15 protein-coding genes and 1 tRNA gene are annotated in these 20,956 nt (G+C 67.6%); 8 read left to right on the top strand and 8 right to left on the bottom strand.

From position 1 onward, the window contains the following. Positions 1–539: 539 nt before the first annotated feature. The 7 genes from ACMV_RS21755 to ACMV_RS03580 form a co-directional block, all read right to left on the bottom strand. Positions 540–3,428: a Hint domain-containing protein gene (locus ACMV_RS21755; RefSeq protein WP_154653526.1), complete on the bottom strand. Its 2,889-nt coding sequence runs from the start codon at positions 3,426–3,428 to the stop codon at positions 540–542. A 1,724-nt stretch (positions 3,429–5,152) separates the two neighbouring features. Beyond that, positions 5,153–6,169, bottom strand: a complete 1,017-nt coding sequence (locus ACMV_RS03605; RefSeq protein ID WP_007421341.1) for an IS1595-like element ISAcr1 family transposase — start codon at positions 6,167–6,169, stop codon at positions 5,153–5,155. Positions 6,170–7,334: 1,165 nt separating this feature from the next. Beyond that, positions 7,335–7,410 (bottom strand) — tRNA-Lys (locus ACMV_RS03600). A 70-nt stretch (positions 7,411–7,480) separates the two neighbouring features. Beyond that, positions 7,481–8,035, bottom strand: coding sequence for a peptidylprolyl isomerase (locus ACMV_RS03595; RefSeq protein WP_007424414.1), 555 nt, complete (start codon positions 8,033–8,035; stop codon positions 7,481–7,483). Continuing rightward, complete coding sequence (gene coaD / locus ACMV_RS03590; protein ID WP_011942052.1) at positions 8,032–8,541, bottom strand: pantetheine-phosphate adenylyltransferase; 510 nt, start codon at positions 8,539–8,541, stop codon at positions 8,032–8,034. Before coaD ends, ACMV_RS03595 begins: the two co-directional genes overlap by 4 nt. Beyond that, a complete protein-coding gene (gene gyrA, locus ACMV_RS03585) occupies positions 8,534–11,266 on the bottom strand; it encodes a DNA gyrase subunit A (RefSeq protein ID WP_013639576.1) in 2,733 nt (910 codons plus the stop codon). The genes coaD and gyrA overlap by 8 nt, the downstream gene beginning before the upstream one ends. A gap of 45 nt (positions 11,267–11,311) precedes the next feature. After that, complete coding sequence (locus ACMV_RS03580; RefSeq protein ID WP_011942054.1) at positions 11,312–12,022, bottom strand: squalene/phytoene synthase family protein; 711 nt, start codon at positions 12,020–12,022, stop codon at positions 11,312–11,314. A gap of 117 nt (positions 12,023–12,139) precedes the next feature. On the opposite strand from ACMV_RS03580, the gene ACMV_RS03575 reads away from it, so the two are divergent. Beyond that, positions 12,140–12,745, top strand: a complete 606-nt coding sequence (locus tag ACMV_RS03575) for a superoxide dismutase (protein WP_007424792.1) — start codon at positions 12,140–12,142, stop codon at positions 12,743–12,745. Positions 12,746–12,814: 69 nt separating this feature from the next. Here the strand turns inward: ACMV_RS03575 and yajC are convergent, their stop codons facing one another. Beyond that, positions 12,815–13,174: a preprotein translocase subunit YajC gene (gene yajC, locus ACMV_RS03570; RefSeq protein ID WP_007424791.1), complete on the bottom strand. Its 360-nt coding sequence runs from the start codon at positions 13,172–13,174 to the stop codon at positions 12,815–12,817. Positions 13,175–13,284: 110 nt separating this feature from the next. Between yajC and ACMV_RS03565 the strand changes: the two genes are divergently transcribed. The 7 genes from ACMV_RS03565 to ACMV_RS03535 all read left to right on the top strand — a co-directional run bounded on the left by ACMV_RS03565 (position 13,285) and on the right by ACMV_RS03535 (position 20,954). Beyond that, the gene (locus tag ACMV_RS03565; RefSeq protein ID WP_013639575.1) at positions 13,285–14,154 is read left to right on the top strand and encodes an ATP-binding protein; all 870 of its coding nucleotides are present in this window, start codon (positions 13,285–13,287) and stop codon (positions 14,152–14,154) included. 66 nt (positions 14,155–14,220) lie between these two features. Further along, a complete protein-coding gene (locus ACMV_RS03560) occupies positions 14,221–14,970 on the top strand; it encodes an energy transducer TonB (RefSeq protein WP_011942057.1) in 750 nt (249 codons plus the stop codon). Positions 14,971–15,012: 42 nt separating this feature from the next. Then, entirely contained in the window at positions 15,013–16,647 is a 1,635-nt protein-coding gene (locus ACMV_RS03555) for a peptide ABC transporter substrate-binding protein (RefSeq protein ID WP_013639574.1), read from the top strand. A 5-nt stretch (positions 16,648–16,652) separates the two neighbouring features. Beyond that, positions 16,653–17,597 (top strand): ABC transporter permease, encoded by a 945-nt coding sequence (locus tag ACMV_RS03550; RefSeq protein ID WP_013639573.1) that lies wholly within the window; start codon positions 16,653–16,655, stop codon positions 17,595–17,597. Then, complete coding sequence (locus ACMV_RS03545) at positions 17,594–18,457, top strand: ABC transporter permease (RefSeq protein ID WP_013639572.1); 864 nt, start codon at positions 17,594–17,596, stop codon at positions 18,455–18,457. Before ACMV_RS03550 ends, ACMV_RS03545 begins: the two co-directional genes overlap by 4 nt. After that, on the top strand, positions 18,454–20,286 hold the full coding sequence (locus tag ACMV_RS03540) for an ABC transporter ATP-binding protein (protein ID WP_231844480.1): 1,833 nt from the start codon (positions 18,454–18,456) through the stop codon (positions 20,284–20,286). Before ACMV_RS03545 ends, ACMV_RS03540 begins: the two co-directional genes overlap by 4 nt. Then, on the top strand, positions 20,283–20,954 hold the full coding sequence (locus ACMV_RS03535; protein WP_013639570.1) for a MotA/TolQ/ExbB proton channel family protein: 672 nt from the start codon (positions 20,283–20,285) through the stop codon (positions 20,952–20,954). Before ACMV_RS03540 ends, ACMV_RS03535 begins: the two co-directional genes overlap by 4 nt. Positions 20,955–20,956 lie beyond the last annotated feature (2 nt).

The raw sequence follows: 20,956 nt of genomic DNA, 5'->3' as shown, positions 1-20,956 counted from the left end.
TGAGAGTGGTCAGGTCGATCGACGCGCTTGCCAGCCCGGCTCCCGTCTCGCGCAACAGCGGAGGGCGCTCGGGGCCATGATCGATCGGCGACGGCCGTCCAGGCAGCGGGACAATGCGTAAGGCCGCAATCATTGCCACCGCCGGAAAGTTCCTTGCCACCCTGAATGCCATTCTCGCTGCCGGCACCGACGATCGACCCAAGGCAAGCGTCCGATTTCAGTCGGCGCCAGACACAGGGCGGCTCAAGACCGATACAGTGCCGCACTCTCCGGCCTCCGTCATACTCTCGCGTTCATTGCTTTCCAAAAACGTTCAACAGCCTCGGAATCCACCGGATTTCGAGGCCGGATCACGAGCATCCGCCTTTGTTCACCCGGTTTAGGAACCGGCCGGACCCGAGTCCCCGACGTGGCGCTCCTGATGCAGACGATACGGAAACGAAAAGCCGCCTCGGCGACCCTCCCTTCCGGAGAAGGGGCAGGTCGCCTCGGCGGCGTATCGGTCGATGCCCGGTCTCAGGCGCCGGGCTGCCCAGGCATCAGCCGGCTTCGACGCTGCGGTTTGCGCCGTGGGCCGGGTAGGCGAGCGTGCCGACCACGGTGATCGTGAGCGTGCGGCCGTTGATCAGGCTGGCCGGCACCACCGCCGCACCGCCAGTCCAGCGGCCGTCGGCCTCGACGTCATGCCAGCCCTCGGTCAATGCCGGGTGATCGAGCGCGATCGGCTCGTCGCCAAGCATCATCGCGCCGATCTTGACACCGAGCACGCGGCGGTCACGCGGATCCGGGGTCAGGTAGCCCGGGATCGCCGTGCGCGAGGTGATCACCGCCGCGCCATCGGCCCGATACCGGATCTTGAGATCCGCATCGTCCGTGGTCTCGATCCCGGCCCGGGCCAAGATGCGTGCCCGGACCCGTTCCACGATCGCGCCTTCCTCGGCGAAGGGCGCGCAGCTTCCGGTCTCGCGCAGGGCCTGCGCGAAGTCCGGATGCAGGATGATCGCGTCACCGCCATTCTCGAAGGCCGGGCGGTTGCCGGTCTCGAGGTAGCTCTCCGCAGCCATGCCTTCCGCCAGAAGTACCGCATGCTGCGGCAGCTCGACATGGAAGTAGGTGACCTGGCTGCGCCGGAGCTGCCGGATCGTCGCGCCGTTAACCAGCGCCTTTGCCGGGATGAGCACGCCGTCGAGGTAGAAAGCGTGATCCGGCGAGACGATCAGGTCGCGGACCGGGATGCCGTCGGCAATGGCGCCGGCGTCGATCACGATCGGCTGCACCGCCTCGGGTCTGGCGTGGCGGTCGAGGTCGATCGTGCGATAGCCGAGCCACACCACCGGCGCCGTTCCGCCGTCGTGCAGCACGACCACATCGCCTGCGACCAACTCCTCTACCGGCACGTCACCCCGCACAGTCGCAATCCGCGTCCCCTCTGCGAAGCAGGGATTTCCACCCGTCGCACCCGTTGCGCCCGTGGCACCCGTCGCGCCCGTGGCACCCGTCGCGCCGGTGGCACCCGTTGCGCCCGTGGCACCTGTGGCACCCGTGGCACCCGTCGCGCCTGTGGCACCCGTCGCGCCCGTGGCACCTGTGGCTCCGGTTGCGCCCGTGGCACCCATCGCGCCCGTTGCGCCTGTGGCACCCGTCGCGCCGGTGGCACCCGTGGCGCCCGTGGCGCCCGTGGCACCCATCGCGCCCGTTGCGCCTGTGGCACCCGTGGCGCCGGTGGCACCCGTGGCGCCCGTGGCGCCCGTGGCACCCGTCGCGCCGGTGGCGCCTGTGGCACCCGTGGCGCCCGTGGCACCCGTGGCACCCGTCGCGCCTGTGGCACCCGTCGCGCCGGTGGCTCCGGTTGCGCCCGTGGCGCCTGTGGCGCCTGTGGCACCCATCGCGCCGGTGGCACCCGTCGCACCCGTGGCGCCGGTGGCACCCGTCGCGCCGGTGGCACCCGTGGCGCCGGTGGCACCCATCGCGCCGGTGGCGCCCGTGGCACCCGTCGCGCCGGTGGCACCCGTCGCGCCCGTGGCGCCTGTGGCACCCGTCGCACCGGTGGCTCCGGTGGCTCCGGTTGCGCCCGTGGCACCCGTCGCGCCGGTGGCACCCGTCGCGCCCGTGGCACCCATCGCGCCCGTTGCGCCGGTGGCACCCGTCGCGCCGGTGGCACCCGTCGCACCCGTGGCGCCCGTGGCACCCGTCGCGCCGGTGGCACCCGTCGCACCCATCGCGCCCGTGGCTCCGGTGGCACCCGTTGCGCCCGTGGCACCCGTCGCACCCGTCGCGCCCGTTGCGCCCGTCGCGCCGGTGGCTCCGGTGGCACCCGTCGCACCCGTGGCGCCCGTCGCGCCGGTGGCACCCGTGGCTCCGGTGGCACCCATCGCGCCCGTGGCGCCCGTCGCGCCGGTGGCACCCGTGGCTCCGGTGGCACCCATCGCGCCGGTGGCACCCGTCGCGCCGGTGGCGCCTGTGGCACCCATCGCGCCCGTGGCGCCTGTGGCACCCGTCGCGCCGGTGGCACCCGTTGCGCCCGTCGCACCCGTCGCACCCGTGGCACCCATCGCGCCGGTGGCACCCGTCGCACCCGTGGCGCCCGTGGCACCCGTCGCGCCGGTGGCACCCGTGGCTCCGGTGGCACCCATCGCGCCCGTGGCGCCCGTGGCACCCGTGGCTCCGGTGGCACCCGTTGCGCCGGTGGCACCCGTGGCTCCGGTGGCACCCGTCGCACCCGTCGCGCCCGTTGCGCCCGTGGCACCCGTCGCGCCGGTGGCTCCGGTGGCTCCGGTTGCGCCCGTGGCACCCGTCGCGCCGGTGGCACCCGTCGCGCCCGTGGCACCCATCGCGCCCGTGGCGCCGGTGGCACCCGTTGCGCCGGTGGCACCCGTCGCACCCATCGCGCCCGTGGCTCCGGTGGCACCCGTTGCGCCCGTGGCACCCGTCGCACCCATCGCGCCCGTGGCACCCGTCGCGCCGGTGGCTCCGGTTGCGCCCGTGGCGCCGGTGGCACCCGTTGCGCCGGTGGCACCCGTCGCACCCGTTGCGCCGGTGGCACCCATCGCGCCGGTGGCACCCATCGCGCCGGTGGCACCCATCGCGCCGGTGGCGCCCGTGGCACCCGTCGCGCCGGTGGCACCCGTTGCGCCGGTGGCACCCGTCGCACCCATCGCGCCCGTGGCACCCGTCGCACCCATCGCGCCCGTGGCTCCGGTGGCACCCGTTGCGCCCGTGGCACCCGTCGCACCCATCGCGCCCGTGGCACCCGTCGCGCCGGTGGCTCCGGTTGCGCCCGTGGCGCCGGTGGCACCCGTTGCGCCGGTGGCACCCGTCGCACCCGTTGCGCCGGTGGCACCCATCGCGCCGGTGGCACCCATCGCGCCGGTGGCGCCCGTGGCACCCGTCGCGCCGGTGGCACGTCGCGCCCGTGGCGCCGGTGGCACCCGTCGCACCCGTGGCACCCATTGCGCCCGTTGCGCCGGTGGCACCCATCGCGCCGGTGGCACCCGTTGCGCCCGTGGCACCCATCGCGCCCGTGGCGCCGGTGGCACCCGTCGCGCCCGTGGCACCCGTCGCACCCATCGCGCCCGTGGCACCCGTCGCGCCGGTGGCTCCGGTTGCGCCCGTGGCGCCTGTGGCACCCATCGCGCCGGTGGCACCCGTCGCACCCGTGGCGCCGGTGGCACCCGTCGCGCCGGTGGCACCCGTGGCGCCGGTGGCACCCATCGCGCCCGTTGCGCCGGTGGCACCCATCGCGCCGGTGGCGCCCGTGGCACCCGTCGCGCCGGTGGCACCCGTCGCACCCGTGGCACCCATCGCGCCCGTTGCGCCGGTGGCACCCGTCGCGCCGGTGGCACCCGTCGCACCCGTGGCGCCGGTGGCACCCGTCGCGCCGGTGGCGCCCGTGGCGCCCGTGGCACCCGTCGCGCCGGTGGCTCCGGTGGCACCCGTCGCGCCCGTGGCACCCGTCGCGCCCGTGGCACCCATCGCGCCGGTGGCGCCCATCGCGCCGGTGGCGCCTGTGGCACCCATCGCGCCCGTGGCTCCGGTGGCACCCGTCGCGCCCGTGGCACCCGTCGCGCCGGTGGCACCTGTTGCGCCTGTCGCGCCCGTGGCGCCTGTGGCACCCGTCGCGCCCGCCGGGCCGGTCGGGCCCAGCGACCCTACGGATGAAATTGACAGAGACGTCACCAAGCTTGTGACTTGGTCAGCATTAGACGGATCAATAAAAACGATCGTGCCTGCACTGCCGGTGCTTATGGGAACTTTACTGATACTTGCTCCAGAACTATCCGAAAAGTCAGAATACGTATATACAGAATACGTTCCGGTAGGCAGAGAAACAGTTAATGTAAATGGATCTCCATTATTACCATTCCTCGACGCGTCATCACCATTGTTGGGATCGGAATAGTCATAAATGACACCAATTTGTGTGTAGGTATAATTATCACCATTTGCCGTAACCAGTACGGCCACAAGCGGCGTACCATACGCTGCTACATCTGTGTAATTTCCGCTCAAAACAACATCGCCGTAACTTCCCGTCGCGGGGCTTACAGTAATCGAACCTGACATTTTTCTATCCTGACTAAATTAAAGGAAATGCATGCCTAAATTGACAACGACCAGCCTGACTCGACCGGCCTTTAATTCGAATTGTAAAGCTGCATGCGCCTGCTCCCAGCCACGCGCCGGAGCAGGCCGGCGCAAGATCTTGCGGGTGAAGATGGAGTTGACCTCCGCGCGAACCGTCGCGCGATCAAGAAACGCTGCGCGCAGCCACCCCAGGGCCCGAGCACCGCGGAGACGGAACGGTCAAAATGACAATCATTCTGATAAATGTAGCCAGAAGTAGCCTGAGAAGATCTCAATTCTAACAATAAATGACATATCTCTAAATTATTAGCTTGCTTCATTGTTAAGAACTCTCAAACAACATAGCATTTTGTCTCATTAAAAATGAAAAACTCGAAAATGGAATGAGTAGACCGAATCACTAACTCTGAATTAACTATCACGGATGTATCGATGGAGGTCAACGTTAAAAAATAATACTAATGATACGATTTTAGGTAGCGTCGCGCTTCACGATTTTTATGCATACAGATATTGATAATAGTATAGATTTTGTTAGATATTTTTATATACCTTGCCTATCCGGTTGTTACCCACACCCACTAAATGTAGGGTGTGTCCATTCCCCGGAATAAAGCTCGTCAAAGGTTGGTGCGGCTGCCCTACCCGCGATTCCGAGCAGCGAGCGGAACGCGTTGAAGGGATAGAGGCGCCGGTTGAACCGAAACGTGAATTCATTGAGGTAGGCTTGTAGATGTTTGGCGCTGACCCCGTGATGGATGCCGTTGATCCAGGTCTTCAGGTTGGTAAAGACCAAGTGGACGATCGGCAGGAATTCTTCTGCCACCTCCGGGTCGCCGCATTCGGCGATTGCATGGTGGTCGAACCCGCGCCTTCCGAGACCGGCATAGCCGCTCCAGTCGTCGGTAACGATCAGCGATCCGGGAGCAACGGCGTTTTCGACGAATCCGCAGAGCGAATTGGCGCTACGGTCGGGGACAACAGCGAGACGAACGCGTCCCGCGTAGCGACCGTCTTTCCGATTGTCGAGCTTGGTTCCCGGTTTCCGGTGGCGCACCTCCACGGCACAGGCGACGAGAACCTTGTGATGGACACCCCGTCCATCGCCTCGGGTTCGTCCTCCAACCCACGTTTCATCCACTTCGACGTGTTCTTGCGGCGTGTCGCCAATCTTGTCGCGCTCGGGGCGCACCATCCCGGCGCGCAGCTTATGAAGGATGCCGAAGGCGGTCTCGTAGCGCGACAGGCCGAGTTGCCGCTGAAATTGGACGGCCGACATTCCGGGCGTCTGGCTGGCGATCAAGTAAGCCGCCCAGAACCAAGTCGACAGCGGCGTGTGACTGCGTTCCATAACGGTCCCAGCCATCAGGCTTACGTCTTTGCGACAGGCCCGGCAGCGCAGAACGCCCGGGCGCGCCTCGAAACGGAACGGCTCGCCAACGACGCCGCACCTTGGGCAGGCGAACCCTCCATTCCAGCGGGCGCTTTCGAGATAGGCGGCACAGGCCGCGTCGTTCGGGAAAATACGCTGGAATTCCGGCAGAGACTGCGGGAACGGCAGGTCTTCACGGGCCAGGACATCCATGCCCAACACTAGATCTAGTAGGTATGGGAGTCAACCGGATAGGCAAGTTATATACATATTGCCGATCAAATTCGTATGGACATACGTCGAAATAATGACGTTCCGTTATCGTTAACGCAACGGGCCGTTAAGCAGTTGCGCTGCGGCCAGATCATCATCCGAACAGGAAGGATCGGAATGTGCCAAAGGCAAAACTCACTAACCTGCATTTCTCACGCAGGCGTGTGCCCAGAGGTTCTGAATCGGCACAAGTTGATCTGCGGCAAAGCAATTATACGAGACAGCGCAGTGCGCCCGATGCGGACAGAGCGTCGTCGCGGAGAAATTCGAGAGAGGAATCGTTTGCAGCTCTTTAGTCGCGATCGGGTTCGCCGGCGGAGCGCTCTCCCAGGATGCAGACGTGCAGCCGCCGGGAGCAGGCGATCGGGCGATCAGATTGACCGAACGCTTCGCCGCCCGCTTCACCGACTAGAGCATCATCCGATCAGATGGAGTCATCTGATCGGATAAAAATGCTCGATTTATCAGCATGATAGAGCACTACATCCGATTCAAAAGGATCGGAAAGTGCTCTAGCGCCCCACGAATCACATCAAGAACGATCTGTGGTTCTGTTGCCACAGCCGTCGCCCGCAATGCGCCTGGATGCGATGACGTGATCGATGATCGATGATCGATGATCGATGATCGATGATCGATGATCGGAAGTTGCGACAGGATCCGGTGCGCGCAATTCGCGCCAGCGAGGTCAGGGCACGGCGGGCAGGCTGCGCACCGCTGGCCACCCAGTCCTCGCTATAGTCGCTGGAACTGAAGCGCGAGGCGCCGTCGGCATCATCGCAACAGTTCCGACCCAGAGGCCATCGCGGCGCTGTTCGTCGGTTTGTTGCTCGTCGACCCGGGGATCCTGTGCACAGCCACCAGGAGGGGCGGTTCTTCCACAGTCATTACGACGGCTTGCGTTGGCTGACGCTCTACTTGTCCAGTGATCGGGATCTTCTGGCAGCGAAACCGCGGCACCCGAAGATCGACGCAGCCACCGGAGCCATCGAGGAGAAGATCGCGCGGATCGTCCATCAGATCTGCCCAGCGCTATGGCCGTTCGGGGCATATTGCCCGAATTTCCGCGCAGGGGACTTCTTTAGCGACCAAGTGATTGCCTTACTGGTGAGCCCGCAGGGATTCGAACCCTGGACCCCAAGATTAAAAGTCTCGTGCTCTACCAACTGAGCTACGGGCTCTCACCAATGTTCCCGCCGGAAAGACCAATTCCGGCGGGGTTCGTCAAGAGGCTGAGACGGATTGCCGGTATTACGCGGCGAGTTCCATCTTGATGATCTTGGTCGGGTCAGTGACCCGGCCGCTCTGGCCCTGGCCCTTCTTGATCTCGTCCACATAGTCCATGCCCGCCGTAACCTGGCCGAACAGGGTGTACTGGCCGTCAAGCCAGGCGGCGGGAGCGAAGCAGATGAAGAACTGGCTGTTCCCGCTGTTCGGGTCGCTGGTGCGGGCCATGCCCACCGAACCGGTGAGGAACTTTGCCTTGTCGGTGAACTCGGCGGGCACGTTGGGCAGGTTGCTGCCGCCGGTGCCGGTGTTGGTGGGGTCGCCGGTTTGCGCCATGAAGCCGGCGATCACGCGGAAGAATTCGCAGCCGTTGTAGAAGCCGCGCGCGGTCAGCGTGCGGATCTGCTCGCAGGTTTTCGGCGCGAGGTCGGGGCGCAGCTCGATCGTGACGACGCCGAAGGGCAGCGTCATGTGAATGGTGTTCGACGTGCTGGCGGCGGAAGCGGATTCGGACATGAAAACTCCGGCAAGGGGGGTGGAAGCGGCGGCGGCGAGAAGCGTGCGGCGTCTGATGATCATGGTCTGCCAACCCGGCGAAGGGTCCTCTCCAACGTCAGTTTCGGAACGAAGCTCGAGATGTCGCCGCCCAGCTGGGCGATCTCCTTGACGAAACGCGACGAGATGAACTGGTGCCGCTCGCTTGCCATCAGGAAGATCGTCTCGATCCGCTGGTCGAGTCGTGCATTCATCCCGGCCATCTGGAACTCGTAATCGAAGTCGGAGACGGCGCGCAACCCGCGCACGATCACTTGTGCGCTGACCTGCTGGGCAAAGGCGATCAGCAGCGAATCGAACGCCTGCACATCGATTTCGGTGCCCGTGCGTTCGGCGATCGGCGCGATCTCGGCGCGGACCATCTCGACGCGCTCGGCGGTGGGAAACAGCGGCCCCTTGCCGGCATTGCGGGCCACGCCGATGACCAGCTTCGAGCAGAGCTGGGCGGCGCGGCCGATAATGTCGAGATGCCCGTTGGTGATCGGATCGAAAGTTCCCGGATACAGACCGATCAGACCGCCATCAGCCATCCTGTTCCTCCCCCGCTTCGTCTCCGCCGTCGTCGAGGACGGGGAAGACGCTGGTCACCTGTTCGTCCTTTTCCACCCGCACAAGCGTCACGCCCATCGCCTGGCGGCCGGTGATGCGCACCTGGTCCACCGGGGCGCGGATCAGCTTGCCCTGGTCGGTGACGAGCATGATGTCGTCCCCCGGCCGGACGGGGAAGCTGGCGGCCACCGCGCGGCCGTTGCGCGCGGCGAGCGCGATATTGGCGATGCCCTGCCCGCCGCGGCCGGTGACGCGGTATTCATAGGCCGAGGAGAGTTTTCCGAACCCGCCGGTGGTGACGGTGAGGATCATTTCCTCGGCCGATTGCAGGGCCGCGATCCGCTCGGGGGTCAGCTGGATGTCAGCCGCCGCCTCGTCGGACTCGACAGCATCCAGCTCGCCCTCCTCACCGCCGGCGCGGCGCTGGGCGGCGGCGTATTTCAGGTAGGCCGCGCGCTCGTCCACGCTCGCCTCGACATGGCGGAGCACGGAGAGCGAGATCACCTCGTCGCCGGCGCCGAGGCGGATGCCGCGCACGCCGCTGGAGTCGCGGCCCGCGAAGACGCGCAGCGTGTCGTCGGTGATCTGGAAGCGGATGCAGCGGGCCTGACGCGTGGCAAGGAATACGTCGTCGCCCTCGCGGCAGGTGGCGACGCCGATCAGACGGTCACCGTCGTCGAGCTTCATCGCGATCAGGCCGGTGGAACGGACATTGCGGAAATCGGCGAGACGGTTGCGCCGCACATTGCCCGAGGCGGTGGCGAAGACGAGGTGCAGGTCGTTCCACAGGCTCTCGTCCTGCGGCAGCGGCAGCACGGCGGTGACGGCATCGCCATTCAGCTCGGGCAGGATGTTGACGATCGCCCTGCCCTTCGCCGCCGGCGCCGATTCGGGCAGGCGCCAGACCTTCTCGCGGAACGCCTTGCCGCCCTGGCTGAAGAACAGCACGAACTGGTGGGTATGGGCGTTGAAGCTGCGGGTGATCACGTCGTCGCCGCGCATCGAGGCGGCGGCGCGGCCGCGACCGCCGCGGTTCTGGGCGCGGAAGGCTTCGAGCGGCGTGCGCTTGATGAAGCCGTCGCGCGTCATCGTGACGACCATCTGGCCCGGCTCGATCAGACTTTCGTCGTCCTGGTCGGCGACGCTGTCCTCGATGCTGGTCAGGCGCGGGGCGGCGATGCGGGCGCGCACGGCGAGCAGTTCGTCGCGCATCACCTCAAGCCGGCGCGGGCGGGAGGCGATGATTTCGAGCAATTCGCCGATGCGGCGGCCGACCTCGGCGAGTTCGGACTGGATCTTCTCGCGTTCGAGCCCGGTGAGGCGCTGCAGGCGCAGTTCGAGGATACCGCGGGCCTGCGCCTCGGTCAGGCGCACGGTACCATCCGCCGAGATCTGGTTGCCGTGATCGTCGATCAGTTCGAGCAGCGGGCGGACATCGCCGGCCGGCCAGTCCCGCGCCATCAGGGCGATCCGGGCGGAGGCCGCGTCCGGCGCCGCGCGGATCAGGGCGATCACCTCGTCGATATTCGCCACCGCGATGCCGAGCCCGACCAGCAGATGCGCCCGGTCGCGCGCCTTGTTCAGCTCGAAGCGCGAGCGGCGCAGGATCACGTCCTCGCGGAAGGCGATGAAGCAGTCCAGCGCATCGCGCAGGCCGAGCTGGCGCGGCCGGCCGCCATCGAGGGCGAGCATGTTGATGCCGAAGCCGGTCTGCATCTGGGTGAAGCGGTAGAGATGGTTGAGCACGACCTCTGGCGTGGCGTCGCGCTTCAGCTCGATCACCATGCGCATGCCCTCGCGGTCGCTCTCGTCGCGCAGGTCGGCAATGCCCTCGATTTCCTTGGCCCGCACGAGTTCGGCGATGCGTTCGAGCAGCGTCGCCTTGTTCACCTGATAAGGCAGCTCGCTGACGATGATCGCCATGCGGTCCTTGCGGATTTCCTCGATGCTGGTGCGCGCGCGCACGACGATTCCGCCGCGGCCGGTCTCGAAGGCGCTGCGGATGCCGGAGCGGCCGAGAATGATGCCGCCGGTCGGGAAATCCGGGCCGGGGACGATTCGCATCAGGTCATCAAGCGTTGCCTCCGGCTGCGCGATGAGATGCAGCGTCGCGTCGATGATCTCGGCGGGATTGTGCGGCGGAATGTTGGTCGCCATGCCCACGGCGATGCCGTTGCCGCCATTGACCAGCAGGTTCGGGAACGCGGCGGGCAGGACGCGGGGCTCGCTGTCGCTCTCGTCATAGGTCGGCTGGAAATCGACCGTATCCTTGTCGATGTCGGCGAGCAGGGCCATCGCGGCATCGGCGAGGCGGGCCTCGGTGTAGCGCATCGCCGCCGGCGGATCGCCGTCGACCGAACCGAAATTGCCCTGGCCGTCGATCAGCGGCACCCGCATCGAGAAGCCCTGGGCCATGCGGACCGCGGCATCGTAGATCGCGGCGTCGCCGTGCGGGTGGTATTTGCCCATCACGTCGCCGACCATGCGGGCGGATTTGCGATAGGGCTTGTCCGGCGTGTTGCCGGCCTCCTGCATCGCGTAGAGGATTCGGCGATGCACCGGCTTCAGCCCGTCCCGCGCATCCGGCAGGGCGCGCGAGACGATCACGGACATGGCGTAATCGAGATAGGAGCGGCGCATCTCCTGCTCGATCGTCACGGGCACCTGGCCGCTTGGCCCTTCGGTCTGGTCGGTCGTGTCAGTCATGGCGGCGTCATATCACCTGCGCCGCGCGGGGGCGAGGGGTGCGGCTCAACAGCGGCCGGTCAGCCCGGCGATGACAACGGCAATCCGGTCCGCGAGGCCGCGCGGCGCCGGACCGGTCGGGCGGCGCAGGTCGCGCCGGGCGAGCACCGCCGGCAGGGCGGCGGCCAAACCGGCACGCGGCGCGCGGCGGCGCAGCAGGCGGGCCGCCTCGTCGCGCAAGGCCGCAGGGTCGGTGCCATCCTGCGGCAGCAGGTCGCGGCCGGCGGCTTCAAGCGCGGGGGCGGCGCGGAGAATGCCGGCAATGCCATAGCCGGTGCCGAGGTCCTCCAGCGCCGCGAGTTCGGCGGACTCGGTCACGCCGAGCACCGTGCCGGCAATCCGCGCCAGCCCCCCCGCCGTGCCGCGCGCGTAGTCGAGAAAGGCGGCGCGGTCGGGAATCGGTTCGGCTTCGGCCTCGCGCGCGTCGATCAGCGCCGTGAGGGCGGCATCGGAAAAGATGCCTTGGGCCAGCCCGGCACGGAGTTCCACGGCGAGCGGATGGGCGCGATCGGCGCCTTCAACGACCTCGCGCCACCATTGCAGGCGAATCAGCGCGAGCGGCGGCTGGCTCGCGACTTCGCGCGCCCGGGCCAGTTCATGATTGAAGGCGTAGAGCACGAACAGCCAGCGTCGCGATTGCGGCGGGGCGAAGATCGCGCCGAGGAAGCGGTCGGGATCGGCGCGGCGGACCTGGGCCGCGAGATCGGGTTCGTTCATTGCGGAACTCTTTCGATGCTTGACGCTGGCAGGGCCGGACCATAGCTACCGGACGAGCGGTCGGCACGCACCGTGCCGGCGCCGAAACAGAAGCCCAAACCGGATCGGAGATGCCCCATGGCCTTTGAACTCCCCGCGTTGCCCTATGCGCACGCAGCCCTTGCCGCGCATGGCATGTGCCAGGAAACGCTCGAACTGCACCACGGCAAGCACCATCAGGCCTATGTGACGGCGCTGAACGGTTTCGTCGAGAAGAACGCCGACCTGCAGGGCAAGAGCCTTGAGGAGATCGTCGCCTTCACCTACAACAAGGCCGATCTCGCGCCGGTGTTCAACAATGCCGGGCAGCACTGGAACCACAATCTGTTCTGGCAGTGCATGTCGCCGACCGACGGCGGCAAGCTGCCGGGCCGGCTGGAAGCGAAAATCGCCGAGGACTTCGGCGGCGTCGCGCAGTTCAAGGACGCGTTCAAGACCGCCGGCACCACCCAGTTCGGCTCTGGCTGGGCCTGGCTGATCCTGACCCCCGGCGGCAAGCTCGCCGTGACAAAGACGCCGAACGGCTCCAACCCGGTCGCCACCGGCGAGGGCAAGCCGCTGCTCGGCCTCGATGTGTGGGAGCACTCCTACTATCTCGATTTCCGCAACCGCCGGCCGGACTATATCCAGAACTGGCTCGACAAGCTCGCCAACTATGCCCACGCCGAGCACCTGCTGGGCTGAGGCCGGGCAAGACCCGCCGTTGCAGGACGGCCCCGGCGCGAACCGCCGGGGCCGTTCCCGTTTCCGGGCTTACTTCTTCTTCGGCTCGGCCGCCTTGGTCTCGGCCGGCTTCGAGTCGGTCAGCACGCTGCTGATGGTGCTGCGCAGCACGGTGATGCGGACGTTGGGGGCGATATCGACCTCGATTTCCTCGGCGCCATCCAGAGCCTTGGCCACCTGGCCGACAATGCCGCCGCCGGTCACCACCTTGTCGCCGCGGCGGATGGCGGCGAGGCGTGCCTTCTGCGTCTTGGCCTGCTGCTGCTGCGGGCGGATCAGGATGAAGTAGAAGACGATGACGATCAGCACCAGCGGTGCGAAATTGATCACCGCCGCCATTGCACCGGAAGGTGATGACGAGGCAGCGGCATAGGCGGTGGCGATGAACATGCGGGATACCCTGATCTGATGTGGTGAAGCTTGTCCTTGGTCGGGCGGGACCATAGTTTGCACGCCCGCCCCGTCAAGCCGCGCGGGGCGCGCCTGCCTGAGGAGACGTCATGGACCAGCCGACATACGACCTGCTCGCCCGCATCGCCGATGCGCTCGACCGCCTCGCCCCGCCGCCGCCGCTGCCGGCCGAGGTGAGCGCGCACGATGCCTATGTCTGGCATCCCGAGCGCGCGGCGCTGGAGCCGGTGGATCAGGTCTCGCGCGTGCCGATCGGGCTGCTGCAGGGCGTGGAGCGGCAGAAGGACATCCTGACCGAGAACACGCTGCGCTTCGCCCGCGGCCTGCCGGCCAACAACGCCATGCTCTGGGGCGCGCGCGGGATGGGCAAGTCCTCGCTGGTGAAAGCGGCGCATGCGGCGGCGAACCGGGCGTTTCCCGGCAGCCTCGCGCTGATCGAGATCCATCGCGAGGACATCGCCACCCTGCCGGCGCTGCTCGACATCCTGCGCGGCCAGCCCCGCCAGTGCCTGATCCTGTGCGACGATCTCAGCTTCGAGCGCGAGGATGCCGACTACAAGGCACTCAAATCGGTGCTCGATGGCGGCATCAAGGGCCGGCCGGACAACGTGCTGTTCTACGCGACCTCGAACCGTCGGCACCTGATGCCGCGTGACATGATCGAGAACGAACGCAGCACCGCGATCCACGCCTCGGAGGCGACGGAGGAAAAAGTATCGCTGTCGGATCGCTTCGGCATCTGGCTCGGGTTTCACAATTGTGATCAGCAGACCTTCTTCGCCATGATCGAGGGCTATGCGAAAGCGTTCGCCCTCGATGTCGACGCCGAAACCCTCCATGCGGAGGCCGTGGAATGGTCGGTGACGCGCGGCGCCCGGTCGGGGCGGGTGGCCTGGCAGTTCATCTGCGATCTCGCCGGGCGGCTCGGCCGCCGGATCGAGGCCGGCGCGGCGCCTTGACAGCCGAGAGCCCGCCCCTGAAGACAAGGACGTGACGGACGAGACCGATCAGCGCCGGAGCCACGCATGAGGACGGAGGGGGCGACCGCGAACGGCGCCATTCCGCCCTGGCAGCCGGACGAGCTGGGCCTGCCGCGGGCGACGGCGGCGGGGCTGGTGATTGTCGGGCTGATCGCCGCCGCGGCGTTCTACGCCGCGCGCCATCTGCCGCGCTACCGCACACCGCTGGCGCCCGCCACCACCGTGCATCTGGTCCGGCTCGCGCCCCCCCTGCCCTTGCCACCGCAGCCGGTGCAGCCGCCGCCACCGCCGCTACCCGTGCCTCCCCCGCCGGTTCCGCCGCCGCCGCAGCCGAAACCGCTGCCACCGCCGCCCGCACCCTCACCCATGCCGCCGCCCAAGCCGCTGCCGAACGTGGTGCACCATCCGCCACCGCCACCGCACCCGCGGCCCAAGCCGCAGCCGGTCCATCGCCCGGTGCCGCATCCGGCGCCGCCGCCACCCAGGGCAAAGAGGCCACCGCCGCAACCGGCCTTCGATTTCGCGCAATACGCCGCCGGACTTCGCGGGCCGCTGCAGCGCGAAGTGCATGTGACGCAGACAATGCGCATGCTCGGCGTGAATGGCACGGCATTCATCGAGTTCACCCTGGCGCCGAACGGAAAGCTGCTTTCGGCGCAGGTCTACCGCAGCAGCGGCAACCCACTGATCGACCGCGCGGCGCTGGATGCCGTCCGGCACCACCGCTTCCCGCCCTTCCCCGGCACGGAGGACAAGACCTTCGCGGTGCCGATCGAGATCAGGGTCGGGGAGTGACAATCCAGACCGGCTGAGCCGATGCGGCGCGGTTCAGTCCTGATGCGATCGCGCCTGCTGGCGGCGGTGATTCTGGCCATGGTCGCGGCAGGGCCGAGCTTCAGCGCGGGACGCTGCGACACGGTGGTGGTGCCGCCGGGGCTCGGGCTCGGCACGCCGCCGGCGAGCGTCGATTCACTCAACCCGTTCCTGATCGGCTCCGCCTACGATGCCGAAGCCGCCGGCCTGCTCTATGACGGGCTGCTCTGGATCAGCCGCAACCACACCATCACCTGGTCGCGCAGCATCGCATCGGCGATCGAGGTCTCCAATGACAAGACCACCTTCACCGTGACGATGAAGCCTCGCACCTGGTCGGACGGCGTACCGGTGACGGCGGAGGACGTGAAATTCACCTTCGACCTGATCCGCAAGCTCGGGAAAACCTATACCGGCTACGGCCAGGGCGGCATGCCGGGGCTGGTGAAGTCGCTCAACGTGCTCGGGCCGCACCGCTTCCGGGTGGTGCTGAAGCGGAGCGTGAACCCGACCTGGTTCGAACTGACCGGCCTCAGCCAGCTGACCCCGTTTCCCGCCCATGCCTGGACCCGCTATTCCGTCAACCAGATGTGGCGGCTGCAATCGACGCCCTCGTTCTTCCGGGTGGTGGACGGCCCCTTCCGGATCGGCCGCTACGTCATGGGCCGCTACATCAGTTTCGTGCCCAACCCGACCTATCAGGGCCACAAGCCGGACATCCGTCGGTTCATCATGGTCTTCCTGAATTCGGACGGCGCGGTGTTCGAGGGGTTGCGCACCGGCACGCTCGATGCCGGCAACCTGCCCTTCTCGCTGTGGCGGGCGCAGCGGAAGCTGCCCGACGCGCGGGAGCTGCGACTGCCGCCAAATTTCGGCTTCGACTACATGGAACTGAGCTATCGCAACCCGAAAGTCGCCTTCTTCCGCGATGTGCGGGTGCGCCAGGCGATTGCCGACGCAATCGACCAGAAGCGAATCATCCGCCTGCTCCTGCACGGGACAACGAAGCCGCAACACGGGCCGGTGCCGGTGGACCCGCCGACCTTTCTCTCGCCCGCGGCGAAGGCCGGGAAATATCCCGTGGGTTATGACACGGCAAAGGCGAAGGCCCTGCTCGCCGCCGCGGGCTGGAAACCGGGACCGGACGGCATCAGGATGAAGGACGGCAAGCGTCTTGCCTTCACCGACGTGATTCCCTCCGGCAACGTGACCGGCCAGCTCGGCGCCGAGCTGATCCAGGCGGATCTGCGCGCCGTCGGCATCGCGATGACGATCCGCGAGGTCACGTTCAGCCAGATGCTGGTGCTCAGCTACAAGCCACTTCAATGGGAGGCGATGCAGTTCGGCTGGGCGCTCGGCGTCTACCCCGACGATTCCGCCCAGCTTGCAAGCGATGGCGCGTTCAACCAGTCCGGCTACAGCGACGCGCGGATGGACGCGCTGCTGAAGGATGTGCAGACGAAGCCGGGCCTGGAACCACTCTACGCCTATCAGGATTATGCGGCGGCACAGCAGCCGGAAATTTTCCTGCCCGAGCCTGGCAGCGTGGTGCTGGTGCGCAACGGGCTCGAGGGCGTGCGGAAGTTCCTCAGCCCGACCGGCGCGTGGTCACCGCAATACCTGCACTGGGCGCCGGGCGCGTGTGGTGGGCGCCGGTGAGGCGGGTGATCCTTTCGCGCCTCGCCGCTTCGGCGCTGACGCTCGTGCTGCTGGTGACGATCGTGTTCTTCATGGTGCATGCGACGCCCGGCGGCCCGGCCTATTCCATCCTCGGCCAGAAGGCGACGCCGGAGGCGGTGCGCCAGCTCAATGTCCGGCTCGGCCTCTCGGCGCCGTTGTGGAAGCAGTATCTGGTCTGGTGGGCGCATCTTCTCGAAGGGCGGCTCGGCTATTCCTATCTGCTGAACCGGCCGGTGGCCGGCCTGATCGCGGCATACGCGGCGAACACCCTCGCCCTCTATCTCGGCGCCATCACCCTTTCGGTGCTGCTTTCGATCGCCATCGGGTTGGTGCAGGGGGCCTTCTGGGGCCAGTGGCCGGCGCGGCTGATCGGTGCGGCGCAGCTCGTTCTCTACGCCATGCCGGTGTTCTTCGCCGGCACGATCCTGATCCTCTATGTCGCGGTGAAATGGCGCTGGCTTCCGGCAGGCGGCATTGCCGATATCCGGCACGCCGCACCGGGAGTGGCCGATTACGCCCGACATCTGATCCTGCCGGTGGTCACCGTCGGGCTGCTGGGAACCGCCGGGCTGTCGCGCTATTTCGGCGCGGCGGTGCATGAGGAACTCGGCAAGGACTACGTGCGCACGGCGCTGGCCAAGGGGCTCGGGTTTGGCGCCGTGCTGCGCCGGCACGTCTTGCGCAACGCGCTGCGACCGCTGGTAACGATTCTCGGCCTGTCCTTTCCCTACATCTTCGCGGGCTCGGTGCTGGTCGAGACCGTGTTCGACTATCCGGGGCTCGGCTTCCTGCTGTGGCGATCGGCATTGTCGCAGGATTATCCGGTGATTTCCGCGATCGTGTTGCTGATCGGCGTGCTGACGGTGATCGGCAACCTGCTCGCCGACCTGGTCAATGGCTGGCTCGATCCGCGGGAGCGCTTCGAATGAGCGCAACGAAGGGCGCCCTGCCCCGCCCGGTTTCGGCGCGGCTGGCCGCATGGGTCGGTGCCCGTGGGACACTCGCGGGCGGCGCGGCGCTCGCGCTCGCGATCTGCGGTTTCAGCCTGTTTGGCGGCCTCGCCTGGCACGCCAGCCCCTATGCGATCCACGGCCACCACACGCTGATGGCGCCGACGCGCGCATTCCCGCTCGGCACCGACCAGATCGGCCGCGACCTGCTGGCCCGGCTGATCGCGGGCGGGCGGGCGACGCTGATCGTCGCACTGCCGGCGTCGATGCTCGGGTTTCTCCTCGGCATCGCCTACGGGCTGGCGGCCGCCCTCGGGCCGCGCTGGCTGGATGCCACGCTGATGCGCCTGCTCGACGCCGTGCTGGCGCTGCCGGGCCTCGTGATCCTGATCTTCTTCGCCGCCCTGTTCACGCCGGGCACCTTCACGCTGATCCTGCTGCTGGGCCTCACGGCATGGCCGGGGCTCGCGCGGCTCGTGCGCAACGAGGCGATCGCGCAGCGCGGGCGCGATTTCATCCTTGCGGCCCGGCAGTTCGGCGGCGGTTCCGCCTACATCGCGCGGGTGCACATCCTGCGGGTGATCGCGCCGATCCTCGCCGTGAACGGCACGTTTCTGGTGGGCGACCAGATCCTCGCGCTCTCGGGCCTCAGCTTTCTCGGTCTCGGCGTGCAGCCGCCGATGGCAAGCTGGGGCGGACTGCTGGAATCCGGACTGAACCTGATCGCGCTCGATCCATGGTGGATGATCCTGCCGCCGGGACTGATGATCCTTCTCTCGATCCTCGCCACCAACCTGATTGGCCAGGGGCTGCTCGCGCGGCAGGACACCGGGCGGTGAGCCCCGTGCTGGACCTCGACCGGCTTTCGGTCACGCTGCGCCGGCGCGACGGCACCCGCCTCGCGCTGCTGGAGGGACTGAGCCTCTCGGTCGCGGCGGGCGAAATGACCGCGCTGGTCGGCGAGAGCGGCTCGGGCAAGACGATCGCCGCACTCGGCATGATCGGCCTGCTGCCGCGCCGGGCGGAAGCTACCGGGCGGGTCCTGCTGGCCGGCACCGATCTGCTGACACTTCCGCGGGAAAAAATGCGGCGGGTGCGCGGCGGCGAGATCGGGATGGTGTTCCAGAATCCGCTCGCCGCCCTCAACCCGGCGATGCGGGTGGGCAGGCAGGTCGAGGAAGTCTACCGCCTTCATACCGGCGCCGGGCCGGATGCCGCGCGGGCGCAGGCGCGGGCGCTCTTCGACGAGGTCGGGATTCCGCGCGGCGCCGAGCGGCTGGACGATTTCCCGCACCAGTTTTCGGGCGGGATGCGGCAGCGGGTGATGATCGCGATGGCGCTGGCCTGTGGTCCGAGGCTCCTGATCGCCGACGAGCCGACCACCGGGCTTGATGCGCTGGTCGCACGGCAGATCCTGGCGCTGATCACGCGACTGTGCCGGGAACGGGGCATGGGCGTGCTGTTCATCACGCACGATCTCTCGATCGTCGAGGCGCATGCAGCGCGGGTGACCGTGCTCTATGCCGGGCGGGCGGTGGAATGGGGCCGCGCCGCCGACCTGTTCGCGACGCCGCGCCACCCCTACACACGCGCCCTGCTCGGTGCGGTACCGGGGCCTGAGCAGGCGCGGCTGGTCACCATTCCTGGCACCCTGCCCGATCCGGCGGCATTTCCGCCGGGTTGCCGGTTCGCTCCGCGCTGTATCCTGCGCGAGGCCGCCTGCGAGGCAGGGTTTCCCGCGACGGATACGCTGGGCGGGACCGCCTTCGCCTGCCGTCGCGGCCGTGAGCCGTCGCCGGTGCCGGAACGGAACCCGACGCGTGTTGCCCGGCCGGTGGAGGCGGCAGGCGAGCCGGTTCTGGAGGTTTCGGAACTGCGCGTCGAATATGACCGCCGCCGATCGGACTTCGCTTTCCGGCGTCCGCCGCCACTTCTCGCCCTCGCCCCGGTTTCCTTTACGCTGCGGAGGGGCGAATGCCTCGGCGTGGTTGGCGAGAGCGGATCGGGCAAGTCGAGCCTCGGCCGCGCGGTGCTGCAGATGCTGGCGCATGAAGGCACGGTGCGGCTCGGCGGTGCCGACCTCGAGAGGATGCGCGGCAAGGCGCTTGCCGCGGCAAGGCGGCGTATCCAGGCGGTATTCCAGGATCCGCGCGAGTCGATGAACCCGCGTATGCGGATCGGCGACATCGTGGCCGAGCCGCTGCGCCTCGCTGGCGTCCGCAAGCACCAGAGACGCGCGCAGGCCGCGGCGTTGCTCGACCGGGTCGGGCTCGGCGCGCGCCTGTTCGACCTGTTGCCCGGCCAGGTCTCGGGCGGCGAGGCCCAGCGCGTGGCGATCGCCCGCGCGCTGGCGGCGGCGCCGGATGTCATCGTGCTTGATGAACCGACGTCGAGCCTCGATGTGTCGACCCAGGCGCTGCTGCTCAACCTGCTGAAAGACCTCGCAAGTGATGAGGGGCTCTCCTACATCCTGATCAGCCACGATATCGCGACGGTGTTCCACATGGCCGACCGCCTGCTCGTGCTGCGGGAAGGCCACGTCATCGAGGCCGGGGTCGCGGGGGATTTACTTGCCGGTGCGAAATCCGACTATACGAAGGAACTGATCGCTGCCGGCGCGTCCGCGCGCTGGCGCGGGCCCGAACACACCGAGGAGCTTAGCTCATGAATGAAATCGTCCGCCTCGTCATGATGACGGGTGGTCTGCTGGCGGTGATGCCGGTTCTGCTGCTGGTGACACTCGTCGTCGGGCTCGAACGGTTCTGGCTGCTCAAGCGCACGCTCGGCGCCGGGCGGCGCATCCATGCCGCGCTGCGCGCCGTGGGTTATGGCAATCCGGCCGGGCTGCGCCAGCTCGCCGAGACGAACGGCGCCACGCTGCAGGGCCACCTGATCGCAACCGCGCTGGCCTCGCGCGGGGAAAACGCCGACGAACTCGACAATCACCTCGAGGAAGAGATCATGGACGCCATGCCGCGGATCACCCGGGGCCTGTGGATTCTCGATACCGCGGTGACGATCGCGCCGTTGCTCGGGCTGTTCGGCACGATCATCGGCATGATCCAGGCCTTCGACGTGCTGTCGAGCAACGGAGGGCCGGCGAAGGTGACAGGCGGGATCGCCGATGCGCTGGTCTCGACCGGCGCGGGCCTGCTGATCGCGATCATCGCCGTATATCTGGTCAATTATTTCAACAATCTCAGCCGCCAGATCGTCCTGCAGCTCGAACTCATCAAGGTGGTGCTGATCAACCGTCTGCACGGGCGCGGGCTGGCCGGCGACGACGCGGTGGAGGATCCGCCCAAGCGGCGCGCTGCCAGCATGGCCAGGGTCTGAGC

The sequence above is a fragment of the Acidiphilium multivorum AIU301 genome (assembly GCF_000202835.1).
In the GTDB taxonomy this organism is placed as follows: Bacteria; Pseudomonadota; Alphaproteobacteria; order Acetobacterales; family Acetobacteraceae; genus Acidiphilium; species Acidiphilium multivorum.
Note: the sequence above shows the minus strand (reverse complement) of the source record. Positions and strands in the feature narration are given on the sequence as shown.